Source organism: Pseudoalteromonas sp. C2R02, from assembly GCF_018860845.1.
Classification (GTDB): domain Bacteria; phylum Pseudomonadota; class Gammaproteobacteria; order Enterobacterales; family Alteromonadaceae; genus Pseudoalteromonas.
On sequence record NZ_JAHKQC010000034.1, the window covers coordinates 482,965 to 500,446 of the forward strand.

The window sequence follows — 17,482 nt, forward strand, 5'->3', positions numbered from 1 at the left end:
TTTAACATTTATTGTGAATTACAGTGGCCTTTATTTTTCAGTAATTTCACTCCACTGCGCGATGGCTTCTTTGTTACCATTTTTAGACTTGATATACATGTTTAATAGTCTTAGCTCATTACACTGCTTTTCTTCTATTGGTTTTGCCAAAACTTCAATTAAATTAATACCCTCTGCGGCAATACAGGTTTTAAAACTGTGCTTGAATTCAGATATCGTTTTACAAGTTGTAGAATTACCTGAGTAAGCCTGAATAATATTATGTACATTGAACTTATCATCGTTACATTGGTATATTTTTGCATCACTGCTTTTACCTAAATGATATATATTGTTGCGCATATAAATAATTGTGACTTGAGTATTATCTTTTAAAAAATGAATTAATTCATTTAGTTGAAAATGGAACCCGCCATCACCTATAATGATCACTGCTCTATCTTTATCGCCTGTTTCTTTTATTTTTTGGCTGATCACTCGGCCATAAGGCAGTGCTGTTCCCATGGCGCCATACCAAGGATTTGTAAGCCAGCTTCTACCAATATTTGCTTGCCTTACTTTAAGCCCATAACTGGCAAAATAAGAGTTACCGACTTCTGGCAGATATACATAAGGCGTATTATCTTCACTTTGTAGCTCATTTAATGTGTCAGCTAAATTATTAAAATCTATATCATCTTCTGGATTTGTATATTTTTGTATTTCTATAGGTTTTTTAAAACTAAATTTTGGTATGTCGCTTTTAAGTAGTTTTTCAAATATTTCGATTAAATCTTGCTCTAAAACAGCGCCGCCTTTGAGCGTTGTTTTGTTGTCAAAGGTTTCTATTTTATGCGTTCCTGTGCCAAATGCTGTATTTGAGTCTTGTGCAAGAATGCTTGTTGCAACTTCTAAAACATAATCTGTTTGAGATTCAATGTAGTTTTTACCAGATGACTGAGTAAATACACCATTATATGCACCTAGACACAAAGGCGAAAACTCATCAAACATGCCTTTTGCGAACCAACTTGTAGAGAATGGGATATTAAATTTGTTTGAAAACTCAAGTATCAATTTTTTAAGTTTGTAATTGTGCTTTAATCTATCTCCTAAATACAACATAGGTTTTTGAGATTGGTTTAACTCTTTGGTAATTTTATTTGCGATAAGCTCTGTACCACCTAGTACATTTGATCCGCAACATATTTTACTAGTATTTTCAGGTAAATTTAAAGGCTGCGTTTTGCTGAAAACTTGATCTCTTGGTACTTCAATAAATACTGGCTGTTTTGTTTTATAAGCATTAGCAACAATTTGATAAAATTGCTCACCTGCAGTATTAGGTTGGCCAACTGATCTTTGTCCTTGCAGTCTTATTACTTGCATGCCTAGCGCCGAAAAAGCTTCTAATGCATTATCATATTGGGCTTTCCATGAATTATTTGGATGGATAGTATGGTGAATCGCAACATCATTGATCTCAGATTCAGCCGGTGCGCCAGATATAAATACCACAGGTAAACCTTCTGTCATTGCAAGCGCAGCTGCAGATGTACAAGGTAAGCTGCCAACCATATAAGTCGTTAAACAAAATCCCATACCATCAATTTCAGCTTGTGCACAGGCAGAAAAACCCGCATGCATTTCATTACTTGATGGGCAAATGTCAACTTTACTTTCAAGTACACTAATTAAATTTGCAGCAAAATCCCCGCCTACACCATAAACTTTATTATGACCAAAAAACTTAATCACATCACCAATTACATTGCCTAAGGTGGGTAAACTATCTTTGTATTCTTTGCCAAAATTACTATCGAATGAGCAGTTCTGTGGTGTTAAAGTCATAGCTATGCCTTATAAAATATTTTAATGAGCACACCATATAGATAAAATCAGTTATAAAATCTGATCAAGATCATAGTTAGATTTATACAAGTACAATTGATATTTATGAAGTGTTTTGAAATATTTACATAAGTGTAAAGGGGCTTGATAGTTTAGGTGTCGATTTAGTTTAGTTATAGTCAGTATACTCAAATGGGTCAGCATTGATGTAATTTAAATCAGCACCAGATAGATACAGCATTTTTTTCATATGTTTAACCATCTCTGGATGGCCACATAAATAGAACTTATCAGAATTAAAGTGTGTTAGTGTAGGCATCGCAATCTTATTGACTCGCCCTTGTGAAATCTTTGTATCTTGTAAACTGTTTTTATCTACTGCTTCACCTGATAAACAAGGGTAATAAATAAAATTATCATGTTCTAGTGTCAGTTTTTTAAATCTTGGTGGAGGTATAAACCATCTTGGTATCTGCTACCGTGAAATAAAGTGATTTTACCCTGATGATTATTGCCTAAGGCCTGTTTAATAATGCCTATTAAAGAGGCAAGGCAAGTTCCTGTGCCAATTAATACAAGATCATTATTAAGGTGGCTTTCTAAATAGATACGGTACTAAATGGTCCTTTTAACTTTAAGCTATCTCCTATTTCACAATTGTCATAAAGCCAATTACTCATTGCTCCATTTTGTATTTTTTGAATGTGTAGTTCAACACCGTTATCCTTTAGGGGATTATTTGCAACAGAATAACTTCGAATTAGATCTTGGCGGCTTAAGTGAATAAACTGACCTGGCTTAATGATTAAGTTGTTATCATCGGGTAATGAGAGCTTTAATATCACTATATCAGTGGAAATATGTGTTTTACATCAATCTCTAGCTCACTGCTATTTGTTTCATTAACTTTAATATCTTCTTTTGGATAACACTGGCACGCAAGGAAATAACCTTGTGCAATTAAAGACTCCTTTACATCTTTTTGAGCACTTGTTACTTGGTTATCATCACTTTTTAATAAACAACTCTGACATACTCCTTTTTTACAAGAATATCTCGGATGGCAATGAAACTCGATCATTGCATCTAAAACAGATTGACCGACTTTGAATGGGATTACTTGTTCGTTAAAAAATTTCTTAGGCATTAACGATTAAGTACATCATCTATGGTACCAGCTGCAATAGCCATTACTTGAGCACTTAACTCTTTTGGTACACCTAATTTGTCTAAAGTGGACTGCAGATGACCTGCTACAGCAATAAAGTGTGTTTCATTAAGGCCATTATTAACTAAGGGAGTATGTGCATTCCTCAAAGATTTACCTGAATAGTTATTAGGTCCGCCAAAGCAAAGGTTAAAAAGCTTTTTTGTTTATTTCTTTGCGCATTCATATCGGTGCTTTCAAAAAAGAGGCTGATAGACTCATCCATTAAAACTTTTCTATAAAATAAATCTACCGCTGCATTAACTGGGCCTTCCCCACCAATACTTTCAAATAACGAATCGCTCATATCACTCTTCTTGATATTATTTTTTATGATTTCGCTACGATTTCAAGCATAAACAGAAATATTTAGAGTGCTGTGACCTTTTAATTTAATTTTTCAAGTTCTTAGACTAAAGTCTAGTGAGGTGGTTGCTGATATTGAAGTTTTGGAGGTACTGATGAGTACTGCTAATAAGTTTCAATTTGTAAAAGTATTTATTTACGTAATAAGTATTATTATGATGTTTAATTTGATGTCTAGTGAGTATACAAACTGGGTAGCAAAATTGAATTGCCAGGATAAATGTGCAGTTCAGGGATTCAAAAATTGTACTTATACCCCTGAAAATTATAATAAAGGTCAATCAGAGCGCTGTTTATGTGGCGCCCAAACTGACCATTATTTAGTCTTAAATTAACACTTATTATACTTGAAATACCTTATTAACCGGTAAGTCTCTGATCCGTGTTTTACTTGCATGGTAAATGGCGTTTGTAATGCTAGGTGCAACAGGTGGCACACCAGGCTCGCCAATACCACCAGGTGGTGCATCAGAGTCAACTAAGTGTACGAAGATTTTAGGTATTTGATTGATTCTGGTAACAGGATAATCATGAAAATTACTCTGCTCAACTATGCCTTTATCTACTGTTATTTCACCCATGAGGGCGATTGATAGACCAAAAATCATAGCGCCTTCCATTTGTGCTTTTACGCGATCTGGTGTTATAACTATGCCGCAATCAACTGCCGTATGCATTTCCAAAACTGTGACTTTTTTATCTTTAACCTCAACTTTAGTGGCCGCAGCGACAAAAGAGCCAAAACTGCGTAAAAAGCTGATGCCCCACCCTTGTCCTTGAGGTAGTTTGTGTTCAACATTCGCTTTATCGCTGATCAGATTGATTAAATGTTTAATTCGTTTTGTATCTATAGGGTGTGCTTTAGGGTCTAAATTATAATTAGAATATTTGAAACCATTTTCAGTTGGATTAACAACTCTGTCTGAACCAATTAAATCTAGCCACATTTGTCTTGGTGGCACTTGTGCTTTCACTGCTAATTCATCAACAAAAGAGCCTAATGCAAACCCATTATTAATACAGGCGACTGAGCGTACCCAACCTGGACGCACAAAAGAATCAACCTCATGATTCTCATAACTTAATGTATTTAAATCAAAAGGCAAGTCGGTAAAACCTAAAGAGAGCTGACTATCACTGGGTGTTTTAGTTTTATCATTAAAAAGCCAACCGATTGGGGGGTAAGCGTTCCTTGAAATTAAATTATCGACTTTGCCATTATCTAAAATTTCAGCTTTGAAATAGTTAGCGGCGCTTGAGTGATAGAATCCATGTTTAATGTCATCTTCACGACTCCAAATTACTTTTACTGGGCGCCCTGTGGCCTTTGCTAGCTCCACGGCCTCTATAATAAAATCACCTTTAGACTTACGGCCAAATGCACCACCCATCAAGGTGACATTTAGCTCAACTTTATGCGCATCCTCTCGCTTTAAGCCAAGTTCTTGTGCAACCATGCCTTGTGCCCATTGCGGATTCTGAGTACCAGCCCAAACAGTACATTTATCACCTTGTATCATGGCTGTGGCAGCGGGTGTTTCCATAGGTGCATGATTAATATAAGGGACTGTATATGTGGCCTCTAGGGTATTTTGTGCATTGTATTTATGTGCATATACATCACCTTTACTATTTACCGCATTGCCTGGTTGATTAACTTTTGTGATCAGCTCTTTTTTAAATGATTCGCTATTATGAACTTGTTTGTTGCCATGATCCCACTGAATTAAAAGCCTTTTTCTGCCTTCAATTGCTGCCCATGTATTAGTTGCCACAACCGCAATACCCGATAAAGGCATTACGTTTACTGGAAACGGCCGATCTTTTAGCTGAATGACATCAACAACCCCTTTTACTTTTTTAGCTTCTGTAGCATCAAAAGATTTAACTTTTCCACCAACTACAGGCGGTCTTTGAATGCTAGCGATTAACATATTGTCTAGTTGAATATCTTGCGCATACTGTGCTTTACCTTCAACAATATTATCTAGGTCGACTTGTTTTACGTCTTTGCCAATTAACGAGAAGTCCGCATTAGCTTTTAATTTAATCGTTTTAGGATCTGGCGGTGTTAATTTCGCTGCATGTTTTGCTAACTCACCAAAACCAATCTTTTGCCCAGTTTTTTTATGGTGAATATAATGTTGTTTTGCTTGCACTGACGATTTATCTACTTGCCAAATATTTGCAGCTGCTTGCTCTAACATATCTTTAGCAACGGCACCTGTTTGTCGAATTGTTGTAAAATAATTACGAATTGACGCTGAACCTGCTGTACCTTGCGCGCCATATTTACCATCGGCTTTGGCTTGTACAACCGAGATCTTACTCCAATCAGCTTCAAGTTCATCCGCTATGATTTGTGGAACACTTGTTCTGATCCCTTGGCCCATTTCTGATCTATGACATACTAAAGTGACATCACCATTACTATCTAAACTTACAAAAAAGTTAAGTTCATGATTGCCTGCTTCCTCAGCTTGTACTTTTGATAAAGGCAAATTCACACCCAACATAAAAGCTGTGGCACTCATGCCAGATAGCTTTAAAAAATCTCTACGGCTTACATTTTCAATATTTTTCATTATCGAATATCCTTATTATTTTTTTGCTGCCGATTGAATTGCTGCTTTTATTCTTTTATAGGTACCACAGCGACAAATATTGCCTTGCATAAAGCTTTCTATTTGTTGCTCTGTAGGATCTGAATTTTGTTTTAATAATGCCGCTGCACTCATCATTTGACCACTTTGACAATAACCACATTGCGGCACTTTGAACTCTTTCCATGCAATTTGTATTTTATGGTCATCACTTCCCCCTAAACCTTCAATTGTTGTTATTTTTTTATCTGCTACAACTGAAATTGGCGTGATACAAGATCTGATTGCTTGGCCATCTAAATGAACTGTACAGGCCCCGCATTGTCCAGCACCACAGCCAAATTTTGTTCCTGTTAATTTAAGTTCATCTCTTAATGCATATAACAATGGCATTTGAGGTTCGATATCAAGTTTCAGAATTTTATTATTGACGGTTAAACTGATCATACTTGCTCCGGTTGATTTTTTTTGCTGACTAATTATTCGATTATCAATTTTTTAATTGGAATAAGCTAACTCGATAATCGTTTCTTGTTGATAAAAACCTAAAGATTTCGCGTTGCTGTTTTCAATTTTGGCATGCGCTTGAGATAAGATAGATAAAGCGATTGATTCAGGCAATTCACCCCCTAAATCTAAGCCTATTGGGTTTGCTAATGGCTTTTTAAAAGTAAGTGGTGTGAGACCTGCTTGTGAAAATACTTTTTCAGTTCTATGTTGGGGGCCTAATAAACCGATATATTTTGCTTTTGAATTATTTGCCAAATTAAGTGCCTGAGCATCTAAATTTACATTGTGGTGCATAATGACAATTGCATCAGCTTGTTGAATTTTTGCATCGTCAGTTAATGTTTTATATTTTTGCTTGATTATGGCGTTAGCCTCATTAAAGTATGCGTTTCGAGCATAGCCGGGGCGACTATCTATTAACGTAATATCCCAACCTAGCGTATTTGCCATTTTAATAAGGGGTTTACTATCAATCCCACCTCCAAAAACGATTAATGATGGCGTTGGGGAAATTTTGATATTAAAAAAGGAGTTTAAATTAGCTTCACTTTGAATAGTAAAAACATGATTGTTACTCGATTCTAAATTGACTTGGTAGGTGCATTGCTTTCTCTGGGCCAATACATCTTTTAGCTTTATCAGGTCTAAGTAATTATTGTTTTTATGGATTGGCTGCAAAAGTACTTTGACTAAACCGCCACAACCTATTCCCAACTGCCAAGCGATATCAGCCTCATCTTGCATGTCATAACATACTGAAATATTGCTATTTTTAGTTATGCATTTTTGAGCTTGTCGTAATAAATCTGATTCAAGACAGCCACCACTTAATAAGCCATAACTTTTTCCTAAACTATTAAAAAGCATGATAGCGCCCGCTTTTCGATAAGAGGAACCTTTAGTCTCTATAATACTTGCTAAAACCCACTGACACTCATCTTTTTGTTTAAACCAAATATCTAATAAAGGGGCTAACCGATTACTCATTTATTATTTTTCTTATGCAATCATTTAATTACAGTTAAGATAGTTGACTATGACTATAAATCATAATAAATAAATGTAACTAATTACGAATGTGTTAGTTATTAATTTTATTAAACAAGTGAGATTTATGAAGGTTATCTTCTAATACAGCGAGTGCTTCAGATACTTGTTCATCACTAAAAATACTCTCATAGGCATAAGTGACTTCTATCTCTGAAAGAATACTATTTGTAATGTGTTGATGTGCCGTTTCTAATTCATTAATTAGTTGCTTGGCTAAATTGATATTCGTATCAGGGCAGTAAATAATAAATTGTTCCGAATGCCATTGTGCTATCAATTGTGAAGCAGTTAATTGATCAGTTACATGATTTAAGTATTGTATTAAGGAGTGTTCAGCTAGAGACAGACCTAAGCGCTCTTTTATACTTTGTAGACCTTGTATATCAATTAAAATAAGTGATACCGGATATTGGGCAGATTGAGGTAAGTCTGTTAATAATTTTTCGATTACTCGACGGTTGGGTAAATGAGTGAGCGGATCGATTAGTGACAGTTCTTCACAATATAGTGACAGGTATTTCGCTTCTTTCCACCTTCTGTATGAAAATGCAATAAAACAAAAAGAACTGACTATTAAGGTAGGAATAATCTCATCAAGTTCCAATTGTTCAAATTTTCTTGATGCTTTATATAAAAGTTCAAAGGTGTCGATAAAACAAAAAATGATAAAGCTAGATATAACTACGCTACATATCACATAGAGATCTTTTATTGTTCTTTTTTTTATATGATCTTTTATTTTATCAGGCAAAATAATTTCCTGTTTGTTACATAAATTATTTATATCAAATTAAACAATAATAAAGAATAGCTTTTTGTAATAAGTAGGTAATATTTGGAAGTAGTTTATTATTTATCTATTGGCGTGGAAATAGTTGTGAAAAGGTAAAGCAACCAGTGAGTACTGGTTGCTTATATTGATTAATTTATTTAGTTAAATCATCAAAAAACTTTTTAACACCATCAAAAAAGCCTTGCTCTTTTGGACGATTCTTTGAATTATTATCGCTCATACTATCTTCAAATTCTTGAAGCAGTTCTTTTTGACGCTCATTTAGTTTAACTGGCGTTTCAATAACAACTTTACATATCAGATCACCAATCGAACCACTGCGAACAGACTTAACGCCTTTACCGCGCATACGGAACATTTTGTCTGTTTGACATTCAGCTGGTATTTTTAGTTTCGCTCTGCCATCTAATGTTGGCACTTCTATACCACCGCCTAATGCAGCAGTTGTGAAACCAATTGGCACTTCACAGTAAAGATTGTTTCCATCACGTGTGAAAATTGCATGTTCACGTACAGAGACTTGAACATATAAATCACCTGAAGGTGCACCATGCACGCCTGCCTCTCCTTCACCTGAAAGGCGAATACGATCCCCAGTATCAACACCTGCTGGTATTTTTACAGATAAAGTTTTGTTCTTTTCAACACGACCTTGTCCATGACAATGTTTACATGGATCTGATATGATTTGGCCTTGACCACCACATGTTGGACAAGTTTGCTGTACAGCAAAGAAACCTTGGCGCATTTGAACTTGACCAGCACCATGACAAGTTGTACATGTTTTTGGTTTTGAGCCTTTCTTAGCACCACTACCATCACAAGGTTCACAACCAACCCAAGTTGGTACTTTTATTTCAACTTCTTTACCACGAACAGCTTCTTCTAAGCTTAACTCCATATTGTAACGTAAATCGGCACCGCGTTGCTGACGAGATTGACGTCGACCGCCGCCTCCGCCACCAAATATATCACCAAATACATCACCAAAAATATCGCCGAAGTCACCTTGGCCGCCGCCGTAACCGCCACCGCCGCCGCCTTGTTCAAATGCAGCATGACCGTATTGATCATAAGTTTGGCGTTTTTGACTATCGTTTAGAATTTCATAAGCATCTTTTACTTCTTTAAATTTAGCTTCTAATGCTTTGTCACCCGCAGTACGGTCTGGGTGATATTTCATAGCTAATTTTTTATATGCTTTTTTGATGTCTCTTTCACTGGCATCTTTTGAGATCCCAAGGACTTCATAACAATCGCGTTTAGACATAATCTTCTCTGTATCAATTTAACTCGAATTAATTGACAATTAAGTTTTTTGAAAAATATTAATTGCGAATTAATACAAAGGGCGCATCAAGTTTATATACTTGTGCGCCCTAAATAACTCTTTAATTTAATTACGCTTTAAAAGTTATTTATTGTCTTCTTTTACTTCTTCAAATTCAGCATCAACAACATCGTCGTCTTGCTTCGCTGAAGGTTCAGCTTGTTCTGTACCAGGCTGTTGTTCAGCTTGTTGCTTAGCTTGAGCAATTTCCATTAGCTTTTGAGATTTTTCCATTAATGCTTGAGTTTTAGCATCAATTTCAGCCTTATCTTCGCCTTTGCTAGCTGTTTCTAGTTCAGCTAGTGCCGCTTCGATTGCTTCTTTATCATCGCTTGGTAATGCTTCGCCTGCTTCTTCGATTTGTTTCTTAGTACCGTGAACCATCGCATCAGCTTGGTTACGTGCAGCAGCTAGTTCTTCAAACGCTTTATCCGCTTCAGCATTTGCTTCTGCATCACGTACCATAGCTTCTACTTCTTCATCTGAAAGACCTGAAGATGCTTGAATAGTGATTTTTTGCTCAGTACCAGTGTCTTTATCTTTTGCAGATACATGTAAGATACCATCAGCATCAACATCAAAAGTTACTTCGATTTGTGGTGTACCACGTTGTGCTGCACGAATACCTTCAAGGTTAAACTGACCTAAAGATTTATTATCAGAAGAACGCTTACGCTCACCTTGTAATACGTGAATTGTTACAGCTGATTGGTTATCTTCTGCTGTTGAGAAAGTCTGTGACTTTTTCGTTGGGATAGTTGTATTTTTCTCGATTAATGTAGTCATCATTTGACCCATAGTTTCGATACCTAGAGAAAGCGGGCTTACATCTAGTAATAATACATCTTTAACGTCACCAGCTAGCACACCAGCTTGGATTGCAGCACCCATAGCTACTGCTTCATCAGGGTTAACGTCTTTACGTGATTCTTTACCAAAGAAGTCAGCAACTTCTTTTTGAACCATAGGCATACGTGTTTGACCACCAACTAAGATAACATCATGGATGTCGCCAACAGATAAATCTGCATCAGCTAGTGCTTGCTTAAGCGGAGCTAAAGACTGTGCTACTAAATCTTCAACTAAAGATTCTAATTTAGCACGCGTGATCTTAACATTCATGTGCTTAGGACCAGTTGCATCAGCAGTTACGTATGGTAAGTTAACATCTGTTTGTTGTGCAGAAGATAATTCAATCTTCGCTTTTTCAGCTGCTTCTTTAACACGTTGCATTGCAAGCGGGTCATTTCTTAAGTCGATTGACTGCTCTTTTTTGAACTCTTCTACTAAGTAGTTGATTACGCGGTTATCGAAATCTTCACCACCTAAGTGCGTATCACCGTTTGTCGCTAATACTTCAAAAGTGTGCTCGCCTTCAACTTCATCGATTTCGATGATTGAAATATCGAAAGTACCACCACCAAGGTCGTAAACAGCTACTACGTGGTCGCCTTTCTTCTTGTCCATACCGTATGCTAATGCAGCAGCAGTTGGTTCATTGATAATACGTTTAACTTCAAGACCCGCTATACGACCAGCATCTTTAGTTGCTTGACGTTGTGAATCGTTAAAGTATGCAGGAACAGTAATTACTGCACCTGTTACTTCTTCACCTAAGTAATCTTCAGCAGTCTTTTTCATTTTCTTCAAGATTTCTGCAGAGATTTGTGGTGCTGCTAATTTTTCATCTTTAGCTTGTACCCATGCATCGCCGTTATCAGCTTCAACAATTTTGAAAGGCATGATGTCGATGTCACGTTGTACTTCTTTGTCTTTAAAACGACGACCGATTAAACGCTTGATAGCGAATAAAGTATTTGTCGGGTTTGTTACAGCTTGGCGCTTAGCAGGTTGACCTACTAGAATCTCACCTTCATCAGCATATGCGATGATTGAAGGAGTTGTACGATCGCCTTCAGCATTTTCAATAACGCGTGGCACACCGCCGTCAAGTACTGCAACACAAGAGTTAGTAGTACCTAAATCGATTCCGATAATCTTACCCATGAAACTTTTCTCCAACTTCTAAAATTCTGTAATATTTTGTAATACACTTGCTCGATGATTAGTTAATAAGGGTGGGTCTAAGCAATTTCAACAGTAAAACTAAATTTTTTTTAAACTTTTTGAAATTTTCTTTGAAAATACAGTTTTGAACTAATTTTTAAAGTAAAAAGCCAGCTATTTAGCTGGCTTTGATTATATATTCCTTTTTTATTTCGTATATCGTCTCAGTATCAAAGGAATAAATACCAATAAAAAAGCCAAGCTACCACCTGATGACGACTTTTCAGGTTCAACTGGTTTAATTGGTGTTGTTTTATCATCATTATTAATAGTCACAACTATTTCTTGAAAACCATTTATTAAATAATCACTTTCCATGATAATTGTAAAATATTTATCATTTTCGACAATATTATTGTCTATCACATTTAATGAAATTGTTTTACTTAGTTCACCAGAGCTAAGCGTCAGACTTTCATTGATAGACGTAAAATCAGTTCCCGCTATTGCAGTATTATCTTTTGACTTAATGGTAAAGGGTATCTCAGAAACACTGCCTTCAACTCTTTGTACTTCGATTTCAAAACTATCGCTGTTTTCAGCTATTGATAAAGTAGCAGTTTTAAATTGTATTTTTCCCCTCATATCATTATCAGTAATGGTGATTACCATCTTTTGTTCAGAGCCTTGAAGATATTCACTTTCCAAAGCAAGTTGGAACTGCTTTGGTCCATCAATGAGTTGATTATCTATAATGTCTATTGAAATAGTTTTAGATGTCTCTCCAGATAAAAATTTGAACTCTTGATCAATTTTTACGAAATCTGAATCTCCTATTGCTGTTTCATCTAATGTTCTGACTTTAAATGACAACTCATCATCACTGCCACCAATACGTTGAATTTGAATATTAACAACACCTGCATCTTCTATATATTCTGCTGAGTGCTGGGCTAATTGAATTTTACCTCTTAGTTCATCATCAACAATGGTGATCTCAATATCCTGGTAATCATCTGTTTTATATTCACTATCAATTACCAACTTCAATTTTCGATCAACATCTACCTTTTGGTTATTGATTATTTTTAAATCAAATGATTTTGTATATTCATCACCAGCTAAAGTATATTCAATATCAAAAGCTTCAAAATCAACATCTGCTATTGCTGTATCACTTATCACTTTAATTTTTAAACTATGTGGCGTGATGCCATCACCATAGTGAAAAATATTAATTGGGATAATACTTTCATTTTCGTTAACTGATATGTTTTCCATTGCAAATTTTACATTACCAGGTATGTCTTCGTTTTGTATTGTGATCAGAGCTTCGGTGGTATTTCCTGCATTTTCACCTTCAATGATGAGTTTTAGCTGTCTATCTGGATCTGCAATTTGATTATTTATCAGTTCTATAAATACAGCTGCTTCCAACTGACCTTCACTGAATTTAATGATAGGTTCTGATATTAGCTTGTAATCAACTCCTTCTACTGCGGTTATAGGCTCAAGCCTGACATTGATAGATGTTTGGCTACCATCGTCGAAGTCTCTTTGTAATTCAACGCTCAATGCACCGCTGTTTTCAGCTTGCGATACCTCTGTAGTCATGACATTTACTTTTGGCGTTTTAGGCGCTGTGGTTTGCCCAAAATATGATAAATAGTTACTCATTATCAATTGATGTTTGTCAGTTGGGATATCAGAAAAACGTGTAGTTGATGCGATGAATTTTGCATCACCAATTTGATTTATAACAGCTAAGTTTAAGTTCGGCTCATCTAATTGCCATATAGGGGTTACGCCCGTAGCTCCAGAGCTGGCAATTAATTCAGTATATAATTGCCAACTCCCTTCTGGTACAGAATAACTAATTCCATAAACAGGAGAGTCACTGGCGCCTGAAATAGCACTCACATTTTGCGACCAAGCAAAGTTTGTTTCTATACCAAATTGTTTCATTTGTGCATTAATTGTATTCCCTTCCCAATACCATTCAGTATTTTCGTAATATACATGTCCACCAGATGAAACATAGCTTAATAAGTTAGCTAATTGTTGCTCTGTCAAACCTAAAGTAGATGCATTATCTATAAATAGAATAGGTGTTTTACTGACATCTAAAGTCGGAATATCACTGATGATAATGGGTGAGATTGAATTTGATTTTAAAGCACCTGACAAAGCTGATATTGATTTTGACTGCCCGATATCAATAATGAGAGGTGTGCTAACTTCTGGCAGTTTAAGCATCGAAATTTGAGCATGGCTTTTGGTGTTTTCAGATGTATATGCATTAACAAGTAAGGAAATTTCACCTGTTTTCATTTGTGTTGTATCGAGTTCAGCTGAAAATGGTGCAGAATTGTCTTCAGCGAGTAATGTACCATCTAAATAAAACTCTACTTTAGTGATCTGCTCAATTGGTGTAATTTCGATGTCGACTAATTGTTGATCATTTATCGTTTGCAAGTTACTTATATTGCTAAATGATATTTCAGGTAATTGAGCAATGTTTGCATTGAAAGTAATGTTAGGACTATCGATAGATATCCCTTCAATTTCTACGCCTGTTGCCTGATTTTGATAATTTTCGCTATGAGGAGTAGAGGTAGTTCCAAATTCATTTCCAGCGATATAGTAATCAGCTGCATCAGCACCTAACCCTTGCTCTATGTGTTCATGGCCATCTGCTTCCATAAGGCGAATTAATTTATTATCTGAATAGCTATTATCATGAATAAATCCGTATTCATTGGTAGCAGCGTTGATATGCCAAATCAAAAGGCCTTCATTAGGCATATTTTGATCATTGCCCATTTTGTCTCGATTTTGTACAACAAAGTACTCACTATATTTTTTATCTAAACTAAGATCAGGCATGATTATCAATGCATCTTTTGTATTACTACTTGGCGACAATGAAATGGTATTGTCACTTGCGGCTATGACTTTAGGTTCTATCCAACCTAGTGCAAATTTTGAAAACGCGCCATGATCACCCCATGTTGCATCCATCATATCTAAGCCGCCAACTCCGCCTACAGGGCCTATATTACCATCATAGTCATAAAAATCAGGTAAGCCTAAACCGTGACCTGTTTCATGTATCAACGTTAAGGGATCAAAGTCATCAGTTTCATTATTCCAACTTAACCATTGCCAAGAAAAAGCGGCAAGTTGCTTACCTGTTAAAGTATAATTAGCGTCAGAAAATGAGCTTTGCCAGCCCCACCATAGACTAGCCCACTCACCTACTTCTCCCGTCCAAACAACAGAGAAATAGTCAATATAGCCATCATTATCATTATCATATTGACTAAAATCGTGACCTTGTGTTTCGTAGTAGGTAAGTGCTTCTTTTATGACTGCACGCGCGTCGGTTATGTCAGTTCGTGGATAAGGTGTTGTATACCAACCTATTACATTACCGCCGATGTTAAGTTGATCATATGATGAACGCTTATAAAAGCTTGTTAAACTTTCTACAGGGTATCGCTGAGGCAACCCTTCTCCATAGATATGATTATTGATCACTTCAACAGTTTGGTGGTCAGGTGCTTTTGCATCTGGGAAATCAAGTAATAAAGTGAATGTTTTAACATTACCAGTTGAAGGCAGACCTCGATGGCCTGGAATACTTGCAGACGCAGCTTTAACCCCTAACTTATCATTAATATAGTTTTTAGTATGATGAGATAAATTTGGAGATATTTTATAGTTTGCTAATTTCTTAGCATTATTCAATTTTTGTTGAAGTGTACCATTTTTTTTATATTGCGCCAGTTGCTTAGCTGTTGGGGGCTGTAAAGCGTTTACTAGTGAAGGGTACAATAATGCACATAATATGCATAATGCTTTTAAATTAAGTTTAAACATTGAGTTGTCTATTCAATAATATGGTAAATAATAATCATTGCAGATATAAACTTTAGGAACAAGTAGTAAAAGGCGTGTTTGTGAATCGATGTAAATATTTTATTAATAATAAGGGTTAGTTAAAAATAGTTTTAATCATTTCTTTTATTTGAGAACAGCTTTTAATTGATGATGGGATCAGCATCACATTATCGTCTCCTGCAATAGTAGCAAGAATAAGTCGCTTAATTGGAGAATTTTCAATTACTCTTGCAATGATATCAGCTGAACCGGGAATGGTTTCAACCATCACTATAAATTGATTTGTATGGCTATCGATCACTAGCTCTTTTACTTGGGTATCAAGGGTTGGCATCATGAGTTCATGCTGTATTGTATAAACAGATTCTCCATTACTATTTTTAATACTTACAGCGCCAATTTGTTTCAAAATACGAGAGATTTGGGGTTGGCTTGTATTTTCAAAGCCACGCTCAGCCAAATAATAAGACAATTCGTAATGACTTCGAATTTGTTGCTCTTTAAGCAATGCTTTAATATTTTGGATAAGCGGGCTTTGTTTCATCATTAAACTCTATTATTTGTTCATTGCATCAATTAAAAACGCTGAAATTTTTGCGCCTTCTTTTAATGTGGTCTCTGAGCTAGATTGACCGACTAAAGAACTATCTGTGAAAGGTGCAATTTCCATCATATCTGCACCGGTAATTGGGAATTGCTCGCTTAATGCTTTTAATATTAATAAAGATTCGTCTGGTGTCATACCATCTGGTTCAGGTGTGCCAGTTGCTGATGCCCATTTTGCATCTAATGCATCAATATCAAAACTGACATAAAGTTCATCAACATTGTCTCGTTTTAATTGCGCAATAATGCCATCAACAATTTTTTGAGCGCCTTGCTCTTGAATTTCATGTGCCCAATGTTGTTTTACGCCAAAGGTATCTTCCCAATGAGATTTCGGCTTACCACTCGAACGAATGCCTAATTGAATTAAATGACTTGGATCTGGTAGGTATTCTAAAATATGCGTACACCAAGAACCAAAACATAGGTCGATGCCTAACCTTTCAACGAGTAAATCTGTATGGGCATCAAAATGTATAATGGCTGTACGGATACCACGGTCACGTTTGGCTTTTAAAAATGATTTTGTTAACGGGTAACTAATTGAGTGATCACCGCCAATACCAAAAATGCCTTTATCTGGCAGGTTGGCATAAAAGCTATCGCATACATCTTCTGTGATTGATAATGGGCTAACAGCATAATCAGCTTTATTATTGATATCTTCTTTTTGGTATAGCGCTTTTTGACAATTTTCAATGGTACCGTCATTTAAGTATTTATCATGTAATAAATGAGGAATAATGCGAATATCACCCATATCAAATGCTTGGGTTTGTGCTTGCTGTTCAACCATAGTTGCGCGAAGCAATAAAGGACCCCAGTTTGCACCACGTAAAATACCGCCACCACAATCTGAACTTATGCCTAAGATCACTGCTTTATGTTCTGAACTAGGCATCTCAGATAAAGATGATTGCCATAAAGCAGTTACTTTCTCTTGTGATGTTTCATTATAAAGTTTTTGGTGTAACGCTTCTTTACGTTCTTTTGCAGTATTAACCGTGAATACGCCATTACCTGGTGGACATAGACAGTTTTCTAGCTGTGTTTTAAATTCATTCCAGTTATTACTCATTTAATACCCTTACTTTTTTAAATCGGTTATTTATTCAATTTTTTAATTTTACAAATTTTCTAATAAATACGATGTATTGTTGAAACAACACAATATTTTGATTAAATCACTACACTTCAATTGAGGTGTCATTATCTAAGTAGTTATATATAAACCTTTTATATTAGATGGTTACATTAATACTATTTTGTATTTTGTT

Annotated in this window: 14 protein-coding genes and 1 pseudogene; all 15 read right to left on the bottom strand. The window is 35.7% G+C overall.

The features are described 5' to 3' along the window. Positions 1-30 precede the first annotated feature (30 nt). Positions 31-1,830: a thiamine pyrophosphate-dependent enzyme gene (locus KO527_RS15360; RefSeq protein ID WP_252733747.1), complete on the bottom strand. Its 1,800-nt coding sequence runs from the start codon at positions 1,828-1,830 to the stop codon at positions 31-33. Between the two features lie 169 nt (positions 1,831-1,999). Beyond that, positions 2,000-2,149 carry a hypothetical protein gene (locus KO527_RS15365; protein ID WP_216041155.1) on the bottom strand — a complete coding sequence of 50 codons (150 nt, stop codon included), beginning with the start codon at positions 2,147-2,149 and terminating at the stop codon, positions 2,000-2,002. A gap of 110 nt (positions 2,150-2,259) precedes the next feature. Further along, positions 2,260-2,439, bottom strand: a complete 180-nt coding sequence (locus KO527_RS26420) for a hypothetical protein (RefSeq protein WP_216041187.1) — start codon at positions 2,437-2,439, stop codon at positions 2,260-2,262. Further along, positions 2,430-2,675, bottom strand: coding sequence for an FAD-binding oxidoreductase (locus tag KO527_RS15375; protein WP_216041156.1), 246 nt, complete (start codon positions 2,673-2,675; stop codon positions 2,430-2,432). Before KO527_RS15375 ends, KO527_RS26420 begins: the two co-directional genes overlap by 10 nt. Then, on the bottom strand, positions 2,675-2,977 hold the full coding sequence (locus tag KO527_RS15380; protein WP_216041157.1) for a 2Fe-2S iron-sulfur cluster binding domain-containing protein: 303 nt from the start codon (positions 2,975-2,977) through the stop codon (positions 2,675-2,677). The genes KO527_RS15375 and KO527_RS15380 overlap by 1 nt, the downstream gene beginning before the upstream one ends. Beyond that, a pseudogene (locus KO527_RS26425) lies at positions 2,977-3,344 on the bottom strand (group 1 truncated hemoglobin). The gene KO527_RS15380 and the pseudogene KO527_RS26425 overlap by 1 nt, the downstream one beginning before the upstream one ends. Before the next feature lie 400 nt (positions 3,345-3,744). Next, positions 3,745-5,988, bottom strand: coding sequence for a molybdopterin cofactor-binding domain-containing protein (locus tag KO527_RS15395; protein WP_216041160.1), 2,244 nt, complete (start codon positions 5,986-5,988; stop codon positions 3,745-3,747). 15 nt (positions 5,989-6,003) lie between these two features. Then, a complete protein-coding gene (locus tag KO527_RS15400; RefSeq protein WP_216041161.1) occupies positions 6,004-6,453 on the bottom strand; it encodes a (2Fe-2S)-binding protein in 450 nt (149 codons plus the stop codon). Positions 6,454-6,504: 51 nt separating this feature from the next. Next, positions 6,505-7,503 (bottom strand): XdhC/CoxI family protein, encoded by a 999-nt coding sequence (locus KO527_RS15405; protein ID WP_216041162.1) that lies wholly within the window; start codon positions 7,501-7,503, stop codon positions 6,505-6,507. A 94-nt stretch (positions 7,504-7,597) separates the two neighbouring features. Beyond that, positions 7,598-8,317, bottom strand: coding sequence for a diguanylate cyclase (locus KO527_RS15410; RefSeq protein WP_216041163.1), 720 nt, complete (start codon positions 8,315-8,317; stop codon positions 7,598-7,600). A gap of 175 nt (positions 8,318-8,492) precedes the next feature. After that, a complete protein-coding gene (gene dnaJ, locus KO527_RS15415; protein ID WP_216041164.1) occupies positions 8,493-9,629 on the bottom strand; it encodes a molecular chaperone DnaJ in 1,137 nt (378 codons plus the stop codon). Positions 9,630-9,773: 144 nt separating this feature from the next. Continuing rightward, positions 9,774-11,696 carry a molecular chaperone DnaK gene (gene dnaK / locus KO527_RS15420; RefSeq protein ID WP_216041165.1) on the bottom strand — a complete coding sequence of 641 codons (1,923 nt, stop codon included), beginning with the start codon at positions 11,694-11,696 and terminating at the stop codon, positions 9,774-9,776. A gap of 207 nt (positions 11,697-11,903) precedes the next feature. Then, positions 11,904-15,578 carry a Calx-beta domain-containing protein gene (locus KO527_RS15425; RefSeq protein WP_216041166.1) on the bottom strand — a complete coding sequence of 1,225 codons (3,675 nt, stop codon included), beginning with the start codon at positions 15,576-15,578 and terminating at the stop codon, positions 11,904-11,906. Positions 15,579-15,693: 115 nt separating this feature from the next. After that, entirely contained in the window at positions 15,694-16,146 is a 453-nt protein-coding gene (locus KO527_RS15430) for an ArgR family transcriptional regulator (RefSeq protein ID WP_216041167.1), read from the bottom strand. A gap of 9 nt (positions 16,147-16,155) precedes the next feature. After that, the gene (locus KO527_RS15435) at positions 16,156-17,283 is read right to left on the bottom strand and encodes an arginase family protein (RefSeq protein ID WP_216041168.1); all 1,128 of its coding nucleotides are present in this window, start codon (positions 17,281-17,283) and stop codon (positions 16,156-16,158) included. Positions 17,284-17,482: the final 199 nt, after the last annotated feature.